The organism is Sphingomonas sp. FUKUSWIS1, assembly GCF_000733135.1.
GTDB lineage: Bacteria > Pseudomonadota > Alphaproteobacteria > Sphingomonadales > Sphingomonadaceae > Sphingomonas > Sphingomonas aerolata.
This window is the reverse complement of record NZ_JPJC01000127.1, coordinates 8,627-28,093: the sequence shown is the minus strand read 5'-3', so window position 1 is coordinate 28,093 and position 19,467 is coordinate 8,627. Positions and strand designations below refer to the sequence as shown.

Genomic DNA, 19,467 nt, shown 5'->3' with positions numbered 1-19,467 from the left:
GCTCGCCGATATCGGCGCGATCCTTGCCGCCGAGACGCCCGCCGACCTCGATCAATTCTATGCGCGTGCACAGAAGCGGGGGGCGGCACGACTGGTGGCGGCGGGACTCATTCTCAGCCATGCCCTGTATGAGACCGCGCTGCCCGGCGCGATCCGGGACGACCTGGCACGCGACTGGCGGCTGCGATCGCTGGTGCGCACCGCTTATGCGAGCCTGATCGGCGACGAGGATGGCCGCGAACTCGAGCAGGTCGCGCATGCGACGACGCGCAAGAACCTCAGCCACTATCTGATCTCGCGCGATCCGCGTTTCGTGGTCCACGAACTGCGCTACGATCTGCTCGACCGCAGTGCGGAGGGGCTGAAGGGGGGCTCGCGGCTAGGCCGAGTGTCGCGACGGCTTTGGGCACTGTCCGGCGGCCGACGCCATGCCCAAAATGGCTAGGGCTCGACGGCTTTCACGATGATCTCAAGCCACGATGATTAATGCACCCCTGATTCTGGTATTGCAGTTCATATGTCTGGGATGTTTTAGATCTCTAATGTCTGTCAGTATATTGTGCAATTACCAGACTTTATCACCATATAGCGATTTGATTGATCATTTTTAGATTATATTTACTCGCAACGCTGCTCTGATGTTGCACGTAGGATATTTCGTCGGTAGGTTTGATCCGATCGGCGCGATAAAGTCTGATTACTCATTTGCGCCAACCGTCGGGTCCCCGTCATAATCTGCTGTCAGCCTAGGAGGCGCTGCTTTGAAGGTCGCGCTTTTCAATGTGAAATACAGCCCGAATCTGGGCGATGGGCTGCTGTCCGAATGCACTGAGCTCGAATTGCACCGCGCCGGGATCGATGCGGTCTCGATCGATCTTGCCGGCAGGACGGGCTACGCGCCCGGTAATGCCAGCCGGGGCAGGATGCTCGCCGTGCTTGAGGGAATGCCCGCACCGCTGCGCCGCGTCGCGACCCGCACGATCCTCTCGGCGCTGGCGGCGATCCGGCTGCGCCCGGCGTTTCGCCGCCAGCTCGTCGATTGCGATGCGGTCGTCGTCGGCGGCGGCAATCTGTTCAGCGACAGCGATCTCAATTTTCCCGTCAAGATCCACGCCGCACTGTCTGAAGCGGTGAACCTGCCGGCCGCGGTCTTTGCGGTCGGCGTGGCGCGGAACTGGTCCGCGACCGGTAGGCGATTGTTCGCCGACGGATTGCGGAATGCCACGATGGTCTATGCGACGGTGCGCGACGAACGATCGCGGGAGATCTGGGACGACCTCCTCCCCGCACCGATCCCCCGCGCGGGGCTGGTTCGCGACCCGGGTCTACTGGCCAGCCGGCACTATCCGCGAGGCCCCGCCTCCGCCGACCACCGCAGCGTCGGGTTATGCATCACCGATCCGCTCGCGCTGCGCTATCACGGCCATGACACGGATGCCGGAGACATGGCGCACTGGTATGGTGGCGTGGCGACGGCGCTTGCCCAGGCGGGATGGACCGTCGGGCTGTTCACCAACGGCAGCCCCGAGGACCGGGCGTATCTCAATCGCAACGCGGCAGACTGGATCGCGGCAGCCGTGCCGACGCGCATCACCCGCATCGCCGATTTCGCCACGCCCGGCGACCTCGCCACGTTCATCTCGAGCTGCGACCTGATGGTTGCGCACCGCATGCACGCCTGCATCGCCGCGCATTCCTTCGCGGTTCCAACGATCCTGCTCAAATGGGACCCGAAGCTGGAAAGCTTTGCCGAGATTGCGGGCCGATCGGACTATTTCGTCGACCCCGCGACGATCACGCCGACCGCGCTGGCCGAGCTGGCCGCACGGGCCGAGCAGGCCGGGGTCGATCGGGCCGCGTGCACGGCGTTGATGGATGCGGCGGCCGGCGACGTTGCGGCGCTTGCCCGCGCACTCAGGGCGGCGGTCGCGGCGCGTTCATGATCGATCATATCGTCGTCATCAACGACCTGTCGGTACCCAAGGGCGGGGCGACCGCACTCGCGCTGGCATCCGCATCGGCGTTTCGCGCACGCGGCTACCGCGTCACCTTCGTCACCGGCGATGATGGCGACAACCCGGCGCTCCGCGACCAGGGTGTCGAGATCGTCGCACTGGGAAGCAAGCGGCTGCTCTCGGGCGGCGCGCTGACCGCGCTGACCCGCGGCGTCTATAATCGCGCGGCCGCCGACATGGTCGCGCGCTGGATCGCCGCCAATGATCGCCCGTCGACGGTGTATCATGTGCATGGCTGGGCACAGATCCTGTCGCCGTCGCTGTTCGCCGCGATCGCGCCGGTGCGGGCGCGGCTCGTCTATTCGGCGCATGATTTCTTCCTGGCCTGTCCAAACGGCGCGTTCGCGTTTCTGAAGAGCGGTGCGGTCTGCACGCTGACGCCGATGTCGCCCGGCTGCATCGGCGCGAACTGCGATCGTCGCAGTTACGCGCACAAGCTCTGGCGGGTCAGTCGGCAGGCGGTGCAACGCCATCTTTATGATCCGCGCCACTCGCCGCCGGTTCTGGCGATCCACGAATCGATGCGCCCGTATTTGATGCGCGCGGGCATTCCGGACGCGGCCATCGAAGCGCTGCCCAATCCGGTCGTGCCCTGGTGCAACACCCGGGTCGAGGCCGAACGCAATGCCGAAATCCTGTTCATCGGCCGCCTCGAAGCGACCAAGGGTCCCGATCTTGCTGCAGCGGCGGCGCGGGCGGCGGGGTGCACCTTGCGTGTGATCGGTGACGGCGTCCTGCGCGAGTCGCTACAGGCCAGCTATCCCGAAATGTCGTTCATGGGCCAGCAACCGCCGGCGGCGATCCGCGGCTATGCGGAACGCGCGCGGATGCTCGTCATGCCGAGCCGTTATCCCGAGCCCTATGGGTTGGTCGCGGCGGAGGCGCTGTGGAGCGGCCTGCCCGTCATCATCACCGATACCGCCTTCCTCGCAGACGATATCGTCGCGGCGGGCGCCGGGCTGGCGATCGAACCGCGCGACACGCTAGCGTTTGCCGCCGCGATCCGGCTGATTGCCGAAGATGATGCGCTGGCACGCCGAATGAGCGAGGCGGCCTATGGCCACACCCGCGGGCTCGCGCTGACGCCCGACGCGTGGATCGACCGCCTGCTCGACGCCTATGCGCGTCGCCTGGCTATGGCAGCGTGACTGACGCCGGCGCGGGAAGCAGCAGCGGCAGCGGCAATGCGCCCCCGCGTGCACCCCGGCGGTCCGCCCGGGCGGTCCTGGCCGCGGTTGTCGTCGCATAGCCGGTCTTGACGACGCCCCTACTGTCGTCGGCCATCGTAGCTTTTCCGGCGCGTGCGCGGCCGGCGCCACGGCGCTCGCTGCCGGCAAGGACCCGATAGGGATTGGCGAGCGCCGTCGCGCGTAGCCGTTGCGCACGCATCGGCAGGATCGCCGCACCCAAGGCCGCCATGCCATAGAGCAACCGCATCGCGTCGATCGAATGATGGAAAAACGCCGATCCCGCGAATTCGCCGAGCGTCAGGCCGATCGCGCCAAGCCCGGCGATATCCGCGCTGCGCACCATCGGCAGGCCGAGCAGCAGCAACAGCGCCAGCGCATAGGCGATGATTGCGCCCAACGGAGCCGCGATCAGATCCGCGGCGGACAGCAGACCCGCCGCGACGACGAGCAGCACTAGGCCGCCCCGCGCGGCCATGACCACGTCTGCGCCGGTGATCCAGTGGGAGGGTCCTCGAATCATGGCCACAGCCATAACCGGGACACCTCAATTTCGTATTAAACCGGCCGGGGACCGCGATCAGAAATAGCGTTCGCCGACGCGGATCGTATCGCCGGGCTGGACCTCGATCGGCTGCTCGCGAATGACGACGGTGCGCTCCTCGGTCGCCCGCGCGCGACGGATATAGATATGGTTGCGATTGGCCCGATAGGAGAACCCGCCCGCGGCCGCGACCGCCTGCTCGATCGTCATGCCGTTCACGAACGGAAACTCGCCCGGCCGCGCGACTTCGCCCAGGATATAATAAGGGCGATAGTTGAGGACCTCGACGCTGACGTGCGGATTGTTGACATAGCCCTGGGCAAGGCTTGCCGTCACCGATTGCGACACCTGCTCGATCGTCTGGCCACCCGCCTTGATCGCGCCGATCAGCGGGAACGCCACGGTCCCCGACGGCGTGATGCTATATTCGCCGGTCAGATTGGGCTCGTTATACACCGTGATCCGCAACTTGTCGCCGGCACCCAGCCTGTATCCCTCAACGATCGCCATGTCGGACGCGGAAAGAACCGGCGGCTCCGCCTGCGTGCATCCGGTCGCCACCGCCAGGGATGCAATGATGACGACCCGAAAATAGACTATAGGACGCATGGTTTTCCCCAAACTATGATTGTCATGACTGTATCGGAATTGCCGACAAAGAGAAATACAGAGATGTCAGCTTGGGATAACCGTCGCCGACAATGGCATGGCCGATTCCCGGCGACGGTATCGTCTTGATAGCCATACCCGAACCGGTCCATCATAATAGCGCATGGCGACAATCGAGGCGGCAATTACGAACGCCAGGGATGCCACGATAATGGTCGCGGGCGCGAAACCCTGCCGCAACCCGATAAACGCGACTGACAACACTATCGGATAGTGAAGGATGTACAGCGGATAGGAGAGGTCGCCCAGGAACGCGGCCACCCGCCGCCATCGGGGCGGCACCTCGAACCGGCTCCCCGCCCAGACGAGCAGCGGCCCGCCCGCCAGAACGAACGCGAGATCCCTCGCCAGCGACGCCGCGCCGGTGAGCGGCAGCGCGACGCAGAACAGCAGCACCGCTGCCAGCGCCATGCTCGCTTTGGCCGATGGGCGCGCGGTGATCGCCGGCAATCGGGCCAGCAGCATCCCGATCGGAAAGCCGTACAACACCCGCGCCAGCCCGAACGGCAGTCGATCCGCGGTCGATCCGGCGATCAGTCGGTCGGTCCCGTAGAGCATGGGCCCCGCGACGATCACCACCGCCGCAGCGACCGCGAGCGCGACGATCCACAGGGTTCGGGCGCGGAACAGGATCCATGCGTAGAGCAGGTTGACGAACAGCTCGAACGACAGCGACCAGGCTGGCGCGTTCAGCGGAAACACACTGGGATAGGGAAGGAGATAGGGCAGCATCAGGAGGTTGCTGACCGTGGCGAGCACCAGCTGCCCGCCGTCGAGCGCAAACCGCGCGTGGAGATGCGACTGCGCCAGAACCTTGACCAGCCCCAGGCCTGCCCCGACCAGGAACAGCGGATAGAGCCGGATGAGCCGCATTCCCACGAACGGCCCGAACCGCATCGTCGTCGACAGGCGACGGTCATAGGCCGTGGCGATGACATAGCCGCTGAGCACGAAGAAGAAATCGACCGCCAGATACCCGCCGGGCATCAGCGGCACGAAGACGATATCGCCGACGTGCAGCGCGATCACCGCAATCGCGGCGAGCCCCCGCAGAAGATCGAGCAGCAACTTGCGGTCATGATCGGCCCCGGTGCGCGCGGCCGGGGTAAGGGCCGTCATCGTCGCACCGCCCGCTGCGCCGCAGAGGGGAATCGATTGCCGCGCAACGCGGCGCAGGGATGACGATCGACGTGGCGGCCGACACGCGTGCCGCGCCGCCGCGTACCCGCAATCGAACGCGTGATGATCGCCGTCATGATTCGCTTCGCCCTTCGGTTCGACAATGAGACGGAGACAGGATCAGGGATCCGTACGGCGTTGAGAACAGAAACTTTACTGCCAAAGTCCCAGACACAGCCAGACCGAGCCTGCCCGACATCATGTGCTTTGGCGACGGTATCTACGTTTTCTTCGGGCAAGACATCGCTATTCATGTTCATTGTAAATAATCGCCGCTTTCATTGCAGCGGAGCGTCTCGGCCGGGACCGAAATGGCAATAGCATCGGGACCGCCGATGCCGACCGGCGCCCGGTCCGCGGACGCGTCGCACCGCTGGCGCATGATGCCGACGCGGCCAGGCCGAAAAGCGCCCGGCTCGCAAAAACCCCAAGGGGTTCGGCGCGCACAACTCAAAGTCTTCCTATACAGTTCAGGTGCTTATCGGTGAAACACCCGCTCACTGCGGATCAGCAAGACCTAGCCCAGATTGCCGTCATCGTCTGGCATCATGTTCCGATCGAGCCCTAGGGCAGGACGTCTGATCATATGTCCCCTGGCCGTCCCCCGCCTTAAAAGCCTCCCCATACAACCCCATTCTACATTACAAAATGTACTGAAGCCTGCTCCACAGGACGCATGTTACAACGGCGATTGTAAGATCCACTTTTTTACCAAATTACACACCGACCGTAACTTGCATACAATAACGATCATTTGCCGCGTCGACAGAATATTGTAGTTATACGGATGTGATGGGGCACGGCTTCTCCGATCCTGCCGAAGTTCGACACAAAGACGGCGGCGGGGCCGGGCAGAGCTCTTGGGGGGCGGCGTATTGGTTGAGCGTAAGAAGAGTGTCGCGCTGATCGCGCGGGCAGTGTGCGCAACGTTGCTCATCGGCGGCGGCGGCAGGGCCGGCAGTGCGTCGGCGCAGATGTCGGCGGGCCGGTTCGGCGCGCAGTCGGTGCTCGAGCGCACGCGGCCGGACTATGATCCGATCGGGCTTCGCCTCGGGACGTTCACGATCCTGCCCTCGCTCGACGCGAACACGGGCTACGACAGCAATGTCCGCGCGCTGCAGAGCCCGGTGCTCGACGACCTCATCTTCACGCTGCGCCCCGCGGTGGTCGCGCGATCCAACTGGTCGCGCAATGCGGTCACGGTGCGGGCGAGCAGCGACATCCAACGCTTTGTCGACCGTCCCGTCGAAAATGCTGAACAATATCAAATCGGCGCCGATGGTCGCTTCGATATCGGCAGCAGGACGCATCTGGTCGCGGACGCCCGCGTTGGCCGGCTCATCGAAGCACGCGGCAGCACCGGCGACACGGCGCTGGACGGCGAACCGGTCAATTTCATGGACTATCATTTCGGCACGGGCGCGGACCATGATTTCGGCCCGCTTCTGACCCGCGCCAGCTTCACGTTCGACGAATTCCGCTATGGCGATCGCAAAGCCGCGGGCGGGCGCAAGGTCGACAACAGCCAGCGCAATTACCGCTCGATCCTCGGCGACATCCAGTTCACGTTGCCCGTCGCGCCTGCCGCCGGCGTGTTCGTTCGCGGCACCGTCAATACGGCCGATTATATCAACGAGCCCGCCGGGCCGAGCGGCGATTCGACAAGCTATAGCGCATTGACCGGCATCGCGTTCGGCGTGACCCCGCTGCTCTACGGCAGCATCGGCATCGGATATTTCGCCCAGACCTACCGCGAGCCCTCGCTCGATGGCACCAATGGCCTGAACTATTCTGCGGCGATCACCTGGAACCCGACCCCGCTCGCCACCGCGTCGTTCACGCTCAATCGCGCGCTGCAGCGCGCGCCCAGCCCGACGCTGGGCGCGATCACGATGACCACCGGGACGCTGATCGCCGACTACGAACTCCGCCGGAACCTGATAGTCGGCGCGACCGCGGGCTATTCGCGCAATCTATACGGCCTGATCGACCGCACGCAGACGCAGATGACCGGCTCGGCGCGTGCGACCTATCTGTTCAGCCGACTGATCTCGTCGACGCTCCGGCTCGACTATCTTCGAACTCGCCCCGATCAGGCGAGCGGAGTCGACAGTCTGGGCATTGGCCGACGCTTCGACAAGACCCGGATATTTCTCGGCATGCGGCTTCAACTATGAGCCCCGCGCCGATGATCCGACCAGCAAACGACATTCCCGGGATATGGAGAATGAGCAAGTGACAACCGCGATCCAAGTCTATGGCGGCGGCAATGCCATGCCGATCAGCCCCTATACCCCGCAGGCCAGTGAGGTCGCGCAGGATCGGATCGATGCGCGCGCGCTTGTCGCGATGTTCCGTCGGCGGCTCGGCATCTTCCTCCTGGTCTTCCTCAGCATCCTGATAATCGGCCTAGCACTGACGTTCCGGCAGACGCCGTCCTATACCGCGGTCGCGCAGGTGTCGCTGAACGTCAAACAATCGGCGCTTACGCCAGCGGGGGTCGGCGAGCGGCCTGATCTCGACCGCGCCGAACCCAGCGCGAATTTCGTCGATACCCAGGTCGAGATCATCCGCTCCGAGGCCTTTGCCCGGCGCGTCGCCTCGGCCCTGGCGCTGCCGTCGGATCCGCGCTTCACATCGTTGCAGGAGCCCCGTGGCATCCGCACCTGGATCACAAGCTGGTTCACGGCGCCGCCGAAACTCGCGCGACCGACTGCGGCGGAGGCGGAAGCCGCGGCGATCACCTATGTTCAGGACGGCGTCACCGCGACGCGGCTGAACTCGACCTACGCGCTCCACATCTCGTTCAGCGACACGGATCCGGCGATGGCGGCGCGGATCGTCAACGAATTCGCGCGGCAATATACCGAGGGGTCGCTGGCGAAGAAGCAGGTTGAGAACCGCGATTCGACCGCGATGATTGCCCGCCGCGCGGAGGATCTGCGCGCACGCTGGCAGGCCGCCGATGCGGCCGAACAACGCTATCGCATCCAGCACAACCTGACGAGCACGCAGGGCCTTTCGCTTACCGAGCAGGAGATCTCGACGTACAACCAGGCCGTCGCCGCAGCCCGCGCTGCGCTGGCCGAGGATCAGGCCCGCCTGTCGACCGCGCGGGCGCAGCTTCGTTCCGGCTCGCGCGGCGATGATGTCGGGGAGGCGCTGGGGTCGTCCGTCGTGTCGGGTCTGCGCGCGAACCAGTCGGCACTGAGTGCTCAGGTCGCCGAGCTCACGACCCGCTATGGTGCGCGTCATCCCGACGTGCTGCGCGCGAACAGCCAGCTCGCCGCGATCGACAAGCAGATCAGCAACGAAATCGCGCGCGTCATCTCGAACCTCGCGGCGAAGACGCGGGTGTCGGAGGGCCGTCTCGCGTCGCTGTCCGGAACGCTGAGCGGCGCGCAGGCCGAACTGGCCGGCAACAACGCCGCCACCGTCGAACTCAACAACCTGGCACAGAACAACAAGACCGCGCGGTCGACCTATGAGTCCTATCTGACGCGCTATCAGGAGCAGCTGGCCCGGCTCGGCACCGAGCAGGCCGATGCCTCCGTCCTGAAGCTGGCGGCGATCCCCGACACCCCGACCAGCCCCAATATCCTGCTCAACCTGATCCTGACGACCGTGCTCGGGTTCGGTTTTGGCCTGGTCGCGGCCTTCCTCACCGAGATGGCGTTCACGGGGCTGACCACGGGCGACGATATCGAACAGCGTCTGGGCGTCCGCTATCTCGGCGCGGTGCCGCTGCTCGCCTCGGTGACCAAATCGGCGAAGTCCCCGCCCTCGGCGATCGCGGCCGAGCCACGCTCGGCGTTCGCCGAATCGATCCGCAGCCTGCGCGCGTCGATCACCTTTGCCGCCCACGCCCCCGCCAAGGTGATCGCGATCACGTCCGCGCTCGCGCAGGAAGGCAAGACGACGACGTCGATCTGCCTGGCACGGTCGATGGGTCTGGCCGGGGAAAAGGTCGTGCTCGTCGATTGCGATCTTCGCCGCCACGGCGTCAGCCGGTTCCTGCGCACCGAAGCCGATCGCCCGGGCCTCATGCAGGTGCTTCGCGGCGAGGCGACACTCGAAGCCGCGCTGGTCGAGGACACCGCGACCGGGATGATGGTCCTGCCGATCGCCGCGGATGACGATTTCGACGGCGACCTCATGATCGGCGACAAGATGGACGGACTGCTCGACGCGCTGCGTGACCGGTTCGACGTCATCGTGCTCGATACCGCGCCGGTCCTGCCGATCGCGGATGCGCGGCTGATGCTCGGCAAGGCGGATGTCGCGGTGTTTGTCGCGCGGTGGCGCAAGACACCCGATCATGCGATCCGCTCGGCACTGCGGCTGCTGCCGCTCGACCGCATCCACCTTGCCGGAATCGCGCTGACCAAGGTCGACATCCGCAAACAGGCGCGGTTCGGCTATGGCGACTCGACCTATTATTACCACGACTACAAGGGCTATTATGCCTGAGCTGGCCGTCGATGCCGGCATCGGCAGTCTGGCCCGCCAGGCTGAAGCGATCATGCCCGGTGCCCCGTGTCGTGACCCGTGTCGCGCCCCGTCCGTCCCGAGTCGCAGCCGCCCGGAAGGGTGGCCGCAGCGGGTGGCGATCGTGCATTATTGGCTCGTCACGATGCGCGGCGGCGAACGGGTGGTCGAGCGGCTGCTGCACCTGTTTCCGCACGCCGAGATCTTCACGCATGTCTATGACGCCAGCGCGGTGTCTGAAACGATCCGCGAGCGCCCGGTCCATACCAGCTTCATCAACCGGCTACCGGGGGCCCGGCGTCATTATCAGAAATATCTGCCGCTGATGCCGATGGCGCTCGAACAGCTCGACCTGCGCGGCTTCGACCTCGTCATCAGCAGCGAATCGGGCCCGGCAAAGGGCGTGATCACCGATCCCGATACAGTGCACCTCTGCTATGCGCATTCGCCGATGCGGTATCTGTGGGATCATTACCATCAGTATCGCGGCAGCGCGGGACGCCTGACCCGGCTGATGATGACCTTGCTGTTCGGCCGGCTGCGCCACTGGGACATGACGAGCGCGGCGCGGATCGACATCGTCGTCGCGAATTCGCAGTTCATCAAGAAGCGGATCGCCAAGGCGTGGCGCCGCGATGCGGTCGTCGTCCATCCGCCGGTCGACACGAGTCTCTTCACCCCGGCTGCCGTGGTTGGCGACGAATATCTGTGGGTCGGCCAGATGACGCCCTACAAGCGTGCCGACCTGGCGGTGGATGCGTTCAACGCGCTGCAACTGCCCCTGCTGATGGTCGGTGACGGCGAGATGGCGGCCGAGCTGCGCAAGCGCGCTGGCCCGACGATCCGGATCATCCCGCGGATGCGGTTCGACGAGCTGCGCCACGCCTATGCGACGTCGAAGGCGCTCATCTTTACGCCCGAGGAGGATTTCGGGATCGTGCCGGTCGAGATGATGGCGTCGGGCCGCCCGGTCCTAGCCTATGCGCGCGGCGGGATCCGCGACAGCTTGGTCGAGCGCAAGACCGGGCTGTTCTTCGAACGCCAGACGATCGAATCGCTGATCGACGGCGTTCGCGCGATGGAGGCATGGCTGCCGGAATTCGACCCCGCCGATGCGGTGGCGCAGGCGGAACGGTTCGCCCCCGAGCATTTCGATGCCGGGATCCTGGCGGCGCTGGAGGCATGATGCGCCGCAGGGCCCTGATCGCGGCGATCAGCGCGGCGTTCGCGGTCGCCGGCAGCGCGCAGCAGCAGCCCGGGGCCCCGCCAATGCGGCTCGGCGTCCAGACCCATTTCAGCCAGAACTGGCCTGCCGCATGGGGCGATCGGGCGATCGACGTCACCGCCGGGTCGTTGCGCGATTCGCTCCCCTGGGCCTCGGGCGAACCGCGTCCGGGCAAATATGCGATCGAGGGTAGCGTCGCCGGCACCCTGTCCCGCTATTGCCACCGCAGCGGCGGTGACGTCCTGCTGACGCTCGACCCGCGCCACCCGCTCTACGACGGCGGCCATACCGTCAGCACGCCGGCGGCGATGGCCGCCTATGCGGCCTATGTCGGCACGGTCCTCGATCACCTCCCCGGCTGCGTCACCGCGATCGAGGTCGGCAACGAGATTAATAGCGGCAACCTGGCCTATCCGAAGGGCGTCGCCCCCGCCGCCGCCTATGTCGCGCTGCTGACGGTCGTCCGCGACCGGATCAAGCCGCGCCACCCGTCCGTCGCGATCCTCGGCGGATCGACCAACATGATCGGCACCGGTTTCCTCGAAACGCTGTTCAAGGCCGGGATGCTCGGTGTCGCCGACGGTGTCGCGGTGCACCCCTATCGCCATCTGGCGGACAATATCGACTGGGAGATCGCGCATCTCGACGCGACGATGCGCCGCTACGGCACGCCGATCCCGATCTGGGCGACCGAGTTCAGCGACAATTACCCGACACCCGATCTCGCCGCGCCCGAACTGGTCAAGTTCGTCACGCTGATGAGCGCGAGCGGGGTTCGGCGCGCCTATTGGTACGCGCTGATCGACCAGCGGTTCTTTCGGAACATGGGCCTCTTCACACAGTCGCAGGCGACCAAGCCCGCAGCGGAGGCCTTCACGCTGCTGACGACGCACATGCTGCCCGCCGGGCGCGCGCAGCGGATCGATACGGGCGATCGCGATGTCCGGCTCTACCGCTTCGGTGCGGATCGCTGGGTGGTCTGGGGCCCATCGGGAACGCTGCGGTTCGATGCCGGGCGCATCCTATCGGCGCGCAACCGGCCCCTGCCCGGCACCAGCGTCGCGATCGGTCCGGATCCGGTCGTGGTGATCGGCGCTAGACGCTTCGCCTTCACGCGCGGCACGGTGCTCGCCGACAGCCTCAGCGGCTATGGCAGCGCCCCCTGGTCCTATTGGCTCGAAGGCGCCGACGGACAGCGCCACGCGCTCGGCATCCTCGACGGGATGTGGACGAGCGCCTTTGGCAGCCGCTTCACGCGGCCCCTGGCGATCAGCGACACCGGCGGCGCGGTCGCGGGCGATGCGGCGCATGCGGCCCGCGCCGTGATCCGCTACACCGCCCCCGCCGCGATGACCGCGCGCATTGCCGCCTGTATCGCGAAATCACCCGGTGGCGACGGGCTCGACGTCGCGCTTCTGGTCAGGGGCAAGCGGGTCGCAGGCGCGGTCGTCGTCGATCGCTGGACGGCCACCGATCAGACCGTGACGCTGCGCACCGGCGAGACGGTCGATCTGTCGGTCGGCCCCAACCAGATCCCGGGACACGACGCCTTTACCTATCGGATCCGGCTCACCGAAGCGGGCAGCACCATTTCGCCCGACGCCACCAAGGGACCTGCAGGATGCATCTGACGCTCATCGGCGCTGTTCAGCTCGTCATCGGCTTCCTCCTGCTCATGTTCGGTACCGTGCCGGGCATGCTCGCCTTCGTGATCGTCTCTGCGCTGATGATGGGGTCGTCGGCGATCGATCTTCCCGCGATCGGCGCGTCGTCGATCCCGCCGATCGAGTTCGCCGCCGTGTTCCTCACGATCCGCGTGCTGCTGCCCGGATCGATCAACGTGCCCGCGCTGGCGGCCGCGTTGCGCGCCAACATCCTGATGATCATCTTCGTCGCCTATGGCATCGTCGGCGCGATCCTGTTGCCGCGGCTCTATGCCGGGCAGATCGACGTCGTGCCGATGCGCGTCCGCGCGCTCAACCGCTACGAATCGATGGAACGCTTCACCTATGCGACCCAGCGCCTGCTGCCGACGTCGCAGAATCTGACCACTGCCATCTATCTGCTCGGGACGGTGATGGTCGCGATCTGTGCCTATGTGGCACTCACGCACAAGGATGCATGGCGTCTGCTGGTCAAGACGGTCGCCGTGGTCGCGCTGATCCACGTCGTCATTGGCATCGCCAGCGTGGCGGTGCCGGGCAACGCGGTCCTGACCTTCTTTCGCAACGGCGCCTATGCGCAGATCGACAATAGTTATCGCGGTTTCGTCAGGATGAACGGCATCGCGCCCGAGGCGTCCGCCTATGGCGGATTCGGGTTCATGCTGTTCGTGTTCCTGTTCGAATGCTGGATCCGCGACGTGATGCCGCGTTTGACGGGCCCGTGTGCGCTTGCGCTGGGGCTCGCGCTGGGCGCCAGCACGTCGAGCCTGGCCTATCTCGGCCTCGTCTCCTATGCCGTCCTGGTCTTTCTCCGGTCGGTCGTCTTTCCCAAGACGATGCGGGTGGATCGCCTGCTCGTGCTCGGCGCGACGACGATGCTCTTCCTCATGATGGTCGCCGCGGCCAGCGTCTGGTACCCGCAGCTCGTCGCCGAATTCGGCGATATGATCACCCATTTCACGCTCGAAAAATCCCAGTCGCAATCGAGCGAACAACGGCAATTCTGGTCGTTGATCGGTTACCGGGCGTTTCTTGAAAGCTATGGCCTCGGTATCGGCGCGGGCAGCTTCCGGTCGTCGTCGCTGATCACCGCGATCATGGGATCGATGGGCGTGATCGGGATCGTCTGCTTCGTGAGCTATCTGCTGCAGGTCTTCAAACCCCTGCGCCTGAGCACCTATGTCTCACCCGCCGATCCTCGCGCCGCAGTCGGCGCCGCGGCGTCCTGGGTCTGCTTCGCCTCGATGGTGCCCGCCGCGGTCGGCAGTCCGACGCCCGACCCGGGCGTGCTCTTCGCGGTATTTGCCGGCGCCGCGCTGGCCTTGCGCCCGGCGGTATCGCGCAAACCGCAGCGGATCCAGGCCGGACCGCCGTCCGGCCAGGCGGCGATGCACGATACCGCGATGGCCTGACCCTGGGCCTAGCCTGCCGCCTTGGCGGGATGTGCCAGGCGGGTGCGGTGGAGCAACCACTTGCGCACAGGCTCGTCGAACGTCTTCACCGCAACCCATGCGAACACCGTGAATATGACCGACATCAGGATCGCCAGCAGCGTTGCTGCCAGCCCCTGGATGTGCAGATGACCGGCCAGCCCGCGGATATGCGGAGCGATACCGCCCTGCAGGATATAAACCGGATAGGAGAGAGCGCCCAGCGTGCGGCACAGCGGGACGGTGCGCGTGACCGTGCCATTGGCGCCGGCCGCGACCAGAAGCGGGAAGAGGAGGATCGCCGCAGCGACCTCATACACGCCGGTCCACGCACCCAGCCGGGGCATCGCCATAATCCCGCACAGCGTCGCGATTACCGCCCAGACGGGCGCGCGCAGTCGGTTGAGCAGCCCCGCCCGGCGCAGCCTGTACACCCCGACACCGGCAAAGAACGAGAACATCACGCGGGGGAGCCCCGCCCAGCCTTCCGGCCAATAAGGGCCGACTGCGAGCGTCTTGAAATGAAGGCCGGTCGCTGCAAGCGCGATGGCCGATACGCCGATGATAACCGCGAGCATCCGGTTATTCAGGAGCGGTGCGATCGCGCCATAAAGAAGATTGACGAGCAATTCCCACAGCAGCGACCAGCTCGGCGCATTGAGCGCATACATGCACTGGTCTTCGGACAGCGCACCATAGGGGGTCGGGATCATCAGCACCCCGGTCACGAAGAGCAGCGCCAGCATCCCGCCATCGTAAAGACGGACAAACCCTGCCGCACCGATGACGGCGCCGAGAACGATCAACGGATACAGGCGAACCACGCGCACCCACATGAAGGCCTTCAACGACATCCCCGCCTTGATCCGCTCCTCATAGACGGCCGCGATCACGAAACCGCTCAGGCCGAAGAAGAAGTCGACCGCCAGCGCGGCGTGCGGGGTTATCAGGATCGCATTATACGGCGTGACGTGCATGACAAGAACAGCGAAGGCGGCAACGCCCCGCAGGCCGTCTAGAACGTCAAATCTGACCCTCTCCACATTCTTTCCGCATGTATTTTGGGTATGTTTCTTGCGGTGGACTTTATTTCTTAGACACTAGTATGTTTTGCCTTTGATTCCATTACTTGGCTCAATATCCTGCGTCACGGGCTACAACTCGACTTTCTTCTATGTTCAGACTTATGACTAATAATGAGGGATTTACAGCAATGGCGGAGCCTTTAAGTCTGCGAGTGAAACGCGTCGTGCATTCGCTGCGTGATGATTCCGCCTGGCGCATCGCGCGGTTTCTCCGCCACGACGCCCGCGATCGCGCAGCCGTTACGCCTGTGGTGTCCGGCGATCCCGTTGCGGGCAGCTATCGCAATGACGTGGTCACGCTCGACGACGCGGATCCGGACGACTTTCCCCCCGTGATCTTCCAGACGTGGAAAAGCAGGTCGGTGATTCCCGGCAATTACCGGCACTGGCGGCAGACCTTCGTCGACACCAACCCCGACTGTCGCGTGCTGCTCTGGGATGACGCCGACAACCGCGCCTTCATCGCCGATCGGTTCGCCTGGGCGCTGCCAGTCTATGACAGCTATCCGCAGGAGATTTTCCGCGCGGATGCCGTGCGGTTCTTCTTCCTGCTCGAATTCGGCGGTCTGTACGCCGACATGGATACCGAATGCCTGCGCCCGATCCGGCCCAGCGCGTCGACCGGCGCGGTCGTGCTGTGTCGCATGGGGGGCAATCCCGATTTCGCGCACGCCATCCCCAACGCGATCATGGCATCCCGGCCGTCACAGATCTTCTGGCTGTTCGCGATCCACTGCATGATCGAGGCGGCGGAGCGCATTCCGGACGCGACCGCACGGATCGCCGCCGGGCCGGAGACGATGACCGGCCCGGTGCTGTTGAAACAGGCCTATGACGCGTTCGTCGCGCTCGACGAAGCCGCGGTAACGGCGCTGCTCGCCCCCCTCCTCGTCAAGCTTACCGAGCGACAGCGCACCCGGCTGCGCTATGCGCGGCCGACGCTGCTCGACGGGCGGAACTGGTATCCGCTCGACTGGACCAATATGTTCCACAAGCGGCTGTGCAACCGGTTGCGCACCGACCGCCGCATCCTGCCCATCGAGGTCGGCCGCACTCTCTTTCCGGACGCCGCGGTCGTCACCTATTGGAGTCATTCCTGGTAACTGCGGCCTGCTGTGACCCGCCCCGCGCGAGGGGGCGGGCCGCGGGGGTCAGGCGACCCCGCGCATACGCCGTGACACGAGCCGGTGAAACCGGTCCGCGGCGACCGTCTCGATCCCTCGCGGGCGGCCGCTGGCATGCCAGACCAGCATCAGCACGACGAGATACAGCATCATCCCCCCCGCCCCGACGCCGACGAGCCCGAGCCCGCGGTCGAACCCGGTCAGCGTCTGCAGCCAGGGCCGCAGCGCGAGCAAGAGCGCGGCCATCGCAGCGGATGCGACAAAGGCCCGCCACGGCCTGACAAGTTGAACGCCGAGCGGGACGCCGATCAGGCTCCGGACATAGGCCGCAGACACGATGCCCATGACCAGGGACGATCCCGCCCGCGCGGCGATCGCGCCGGCGACGCCGAAATACAGCGCGCCGAGGATCGTCGCAGGCACCTTGATGCACAATTCGCACAGGCTCTGCCGGAAGAAGATCGCGGTCTGGCCCAGCGCCATGGCGAGCGGCGCGAGCGCGGCCGCGAACAGCGTCGGGATCATCGCCAGCACCAGCCATTGCAGCAGCGGCGATGCCGGTTGCCATTTCGGCCCGAGCGCGAAGGCGACGATTGGCTGTGCGAGGATGCTGATCGCGACGAGGACGGGAAGGACGGCGCTGACGATCGTGCTGGTCGTCCGCAGATAGGCTTCGCGCAGGCGTTCGGGATCGTGTCGCACCAGCGAGAAGGCCGCCAGCAGCGGCCGGATCGTCGGCTTGAGCACCGCCTGGTCGGGCAGGCTGGCAAGGTCGCTGGCGAGCGAGAACGTCCCGAGTTGCGCGCGCGAGACGGTGAAGCCGAGCACCAGCCGGTCGATCTGCCAGTTGATCGCGGTCACGGCCTGCGCGGCGGTCGTCCATCCGAGCAGGTCGGCGAATTCGCGCCAGCGCCCGAGTCCGAAGCGCGGGCGGAAGGGGGCAAACCAGTAGGAGGCCAGCACCATGAAGGCGGGGGCGACGACCGTTCCCGCGGCGATCGCCCAGTAGCTGCGCGTCAGGATCGCGCATGCCGCGGCCGCGACAAAGGCGCAGCCGCGGCCGCCGACCTCGATGATCAGATCGCGGTGGAAACTGATATCCTTGGCATATTGCGCCATCTTCGGACTGACGAGGCCGCGCAGCGCGGGGGCGAGCGCGATGAAGCAGATCAGCGGGACGAGTCGCGGGTCGCCGTAGAAATAGCCAAAGGGTATCGCGAGCAAGGCCAGCCCCACCGCAAGCACGGCACTGCGTATCACGCTGAGCGTGAACGCGGTCTCCAGCATCGGCCGGCTGATCGCCTCGGCGCGGACGAGCACCTGGCCCACGGGCAGTTCGAAGATCGCCTCGACGATCCGGACCAGCGTCATCGCGATCGCGACGAGCCCGAAGTCCTGCGGCACCAGATAGTTGGCGAGCAGCAGAAGGCTGGCAAAGTCGATCAGCCGCGCGAGGAACCGCGAGGCGATGAGCCACGCGGCACCTGCGGTGGTGCGTCCGGCAATGGGGGCCGCCTGCGTCATCTCAGACGCCGTTCGCGACGCGCAGCGGCGCGCGGGTGCGCAACCACGTCGTCATGGCACGGCGCAACGGTTCGTCCCACCACCGCAGGATCAGCCAGCTCGCGATCAGCACGCCGGGCAGCGCCAGCCCGGTGCCGACCGCAAAGCTCCTGCTGCCGAGGATCGCCTGATAGGCCGCGTTGATCCAGACGAAGATCGGATAATGCAGCGCATAGACGGGGAACGAGAGCGCCCCCAGCACCGCCGATGCCCGCGCCACCCGGCCGCGCAGCACGACATGCGCCCCGCTGAGCACCAGCAGCGGCGAGACGATCAGCGACCAGCTCCATCCGACCCAGAAGGACAGGCCCTGCGGCCAGTAGAAGAGCAGCACGCTGAGCCCGAGCAACGGCCAGAACAGAAACCGCCACCGCGCATCGCGGATCGGCGCGAACCGCGATTGCGCATGATAGAGCCCGACCCCGGCGTAAAAGGCCCCGAACACGCGCGGCAGGCCGGTCCAGAAGCTTGCGGCCTCGTCCCCGCCTATCCCGACCAGCGCCATCAGCGCATATCCCGCCGCGACGATCGCCAGCGCGCTCCCCATCCCGTCGATCCGGCGCAGCGCCGCCCAGGCGATGTTGACGACGATTTCGAGAAACAACGTATATTGCGGCCCGTTCAGCGGAAAAACCTGCGGTCCGCCGATCGCCCGGCTCGCGTCGAGTATCGGCAGGCACAGCACTCCGAACGCGGTCGCGCGGGCGAGTTCGGCGACGCTGATGGTGGAATCGTGCAGCATTACGATGCGCGCGGCGAGATAGGCGGCGGAGATCAGCGTGCCGAGAATGACGAGCGGCATCAGCCGGACGAGCCGCAGGACGGCGAACGTCCGCGTCGCCATCCCCTGATCGAGCGTGTCGCGATACGCCACCGACAGCACATAGCCACTCAGACAGAAGAAGAAATCGACCGCGAGTCCCGCATTCGCCGCCAGCCAGGGATGGCCCTGCCAATGGCCGAGATGGAAGAGCAGGACCGATATCGCCGCCAGCCCGCGCAGCCCGTCGAGCGCGGCATAATGCGGGCGCTGGCGGGCCATGCCGCGATCGTTTCGGCCAGCGACCGGCCCCGCCGGTGCATACGCACGCGCATCGATCCCCTCAGTCACGCGCGACACGCTCGATAACGTCCAGCAGCTGCCGTCCCGCCGAATCCCAGCGGAACGCCGCGGCCCGATCATGGCCGGCGGCGCGCTTCGCCGACCGGACGACCGGATCGGCCAGCGCGGTGATGGCCTGCCGCCACCCCGCCGGATCGTCGACATCGGCATAGAGGACCGCATCGCGGCACA

16 protein-coding genes and 1 pseudogene are annotated in these 19,467 nt (G+C 65.8%); 9 read left to right on the top strand and 8 right to left on the bottom strand.

Annotation, left to right across the window (positions count from 1 at the left end; genetic code table 11):
• The 3 genes from sphsw_RS08925 to sphsw_RS08915 all read left to right on the top strand — a co-directional run.
• On the top strand, window positions 1–445 hold a 445-nt coding region (locus tag sphsw_RS08925; RefSeq protein WP_031440304.1), incomplete at its 5' end, for a hypothetical protein.
• A 316-nt stretch (window positions 446–761) separates the two neighbouring features.
• On the top strand, window positions 762–1,943 hold the full coding sequence (locus sphsw_RS08920) for a polysaccharide pyruvyl transferase family protein (RefSeq protein WP_031440303.1): 1,182 nt from the start codon (window positions 762–764) through the stop codon (window positions 1,941–1,943).
• The gene (locus sphsw_RS08915) at window positions 1,940–3,163 is read left to right on the top strand and encodes a glycosyltransferase family 4 protein (protein ID WP_031440302.1); all 1,224 of its coding nucleotides are present in this window, start codon (window positions 1,940–1,942) and stop codon (window positions 3,161–3,163) included. The genes sphsw_RS08920 and sphsw_RS08915 overlap by 4 nt, the downstream gene beginning before the upstream one ends.
• Here sphsw_RS08915 and sphsw_RS08910 read toward each other — a convergent pair.
• The 4 genes from sphsw_RS08910 to sphsw_RS19360 all read right to left on the bottom strand — a co-directional run bounded on the left by sphsw_RS08910 (window position 3,150) and on the right by sphsw_RS19360 (window position 5,854).
• Window positions 3,150–3,725, bottom strand: coding sequence for a hypothetical protein (locus sphsw_RS08910; RefSeq protein ID WP_152555456.1), 576 nt, complete (start codon window positions 3,723–3,725; stop codon window positions 3,150–3,152). The two genes, sphsw_RS08915 and sphsw_RS08910, sit on opposite strands and share 14 nt — an antisense overlap.
• Before the next feature lie 57 nt (window positions 3,726–3,782).
• Entirely contained in the window at window positions 3,783–4,355 is a 573-nt protein-coding gene (locus tag sphsw_RS08905; RefSeq protein WP_031440300.1) for a polysaccharide biosynthesis/export family protein, read from the bottom strand.
• A 66-nt stretch (window positions 4,356–4,421) separates the two neighbouring features.
• Window positions 4,422–5,534, bottom strand: coding sequence for an acyltransferase family protein (locus sphsw_RS08900; protein ID WP_031440299.1), 1,113 nt, complete (start codon window positions 5,532–5,534; stop codon window positions 4,422–4,424).
• A complete protein-coding gene (locus sphsw_RS19360) occupies window positions 5,531–5,854 on the bottom strand; it encodes a hypothetical protein (RefSeq protein ID WP_152555455.1) in 324 nt (107 codons plus the stop codon). The genes sphsw_RS08900 and sphsw_RS19360 overlap by 4 nt, the downstream gene beginning before the upstream one ends.
• Window positions 5,855–6,469: 615 nt before the next feature.
• Between sphsw_RS19360 and sphsw_RS08895 the strand changes: the two genes are divergently transcribed.
• From sphsw_RS08895 to sphsw_RS19760, 5 genes are all read left to right on the top strand, one after another.
• Window positions 6,470–7,771 (top strand): outer membrane beta-barrel protein, encoded by a 1,302-nt coding sequence (locus sphsw_RS08895; RefSeq protein ID WP_152555454.1) that lies wholly within the window; start codon window positions 6,470–6,472, stop codon window positions 7,769–7,771.
• A 58-nt stretch (window positions 7,772–7,829) separates the two neighbouring features.
• A complete protein-coding gene (locus sphsw_RS08890; protein WP_200874021.1) occupies window positions 7,830–10,064 on the top strand; it encodes a GumC family protein in 2,235 nt (744 codons plus the stop codon).
• A gap of 133 nt (window positions 10,065–10,197) precedes the next feature.
• Window positions 10,198–11,268 (top strand): glycosyltransferase, encoded by a 1,071-nt coding sequence (locus tag sphsw_RS08885; RefSeq protein ID WP_327195639.1) that lies wholly within the window; start codon window positions 10,198–10,200, stop codon window positions 11,266–11,268.
• Complete coding sequence (locus sphsw_RS08880; protein ID WP_152555453.1) at window positions 11,268–12,938, top strand: glycosyl hydrolase; 1,671 nt, start codon at window positions 11,268–11,270, stop codon at window positions 12,936–12,938. The genes sphsw_RS08885 and sphsw_RS08880 overlap by 1 nt, the downstream gene beginning before the upstream one ends.
• Window positions 12,929–14,383, top strand: coding sequence for a hypothetical protein (locus tag sphsw_RS19760; protein WP_052380895.1), 1,455 nt, complete (start codon window positions 12,929–12,931; stop codon window positions 14,381–14,383). Before sphsw_RS08880 ends, sphsw_RS19760 begins: the two co-directional genes overlap by 10 nt.
• Window positions 14,384–14,391: 8 nt before the next feature.
• Here the strand turns inward: sphsw_RS19760 and sphsw_RS08870 are convergent, their stop codons facing one another.
• A complete protein-coding gene (locus sphsw_RS08870; RefSeq protein ID WP_160172623.1) occupies window positions 14,392–15,444 on the bottom strand; it encodes an acyltransferase family protein in 1,053 nt (350 codons plus the stop codon).
• Window positions 15,445–15,650: 206 nt separating this feature from the next.
• Here sphsw_RS08870 and sphsw_RS08865 point away from each other — a divergent pair, with 206 nt between their 5' ends.
• Entirely contained in the window at window positions 15,651–16,589 is a 939-nt protein-coding gene (locus sphsw_RS08865) for a glycosyltransferase family 32 protein (protein WP_235188336.1), read from the top strand.
• A 48-nt stretch (window positions 16,590–16,637) separates the two neighbouring features.
• On the opposite strand, the gene sphsw_RS08860 is transcribed toward sphsw_RS08865, so the two are convergent.
• The 3 genes and pseudogenes from sphsw_RS08860 to sphsw_RS19755 form a co-directional block, all read right to left on the bottom strand.
• Window positions 16,638–18,134: a lipopolysaccharide biosynthesis protein gene (locus tag sphsw_RS08860; RefSeq protein ID WP_031440291.1), complete on the bottom strand. Its 1,497-nt coding sequence runs from the start codon at window positions 18,132–18,134 to the stop codon at window positions 16,638–16,640.
• A gap of 1 nt (window position 18,135) precedes the next feature.
• On the bottom strand, window positions 18,136–19,215 hold the full coding sequence (locus sphsw_RS08855; protein ID WP_042466943.1) for an acyltransferase family protein: 1,080 nt from the start codon (window positions 19,213–19,215) through the stop codon (window positions 18,136–18,138).
• A 61-nt stretch (window positions 19,216–19,276) separates the two neighbouring features.
• Window positions 19,277–19,467, bottom strand: a pseudogene (locus sphsw_RS19755) (hypothetical protein); the annotation flags it as partial.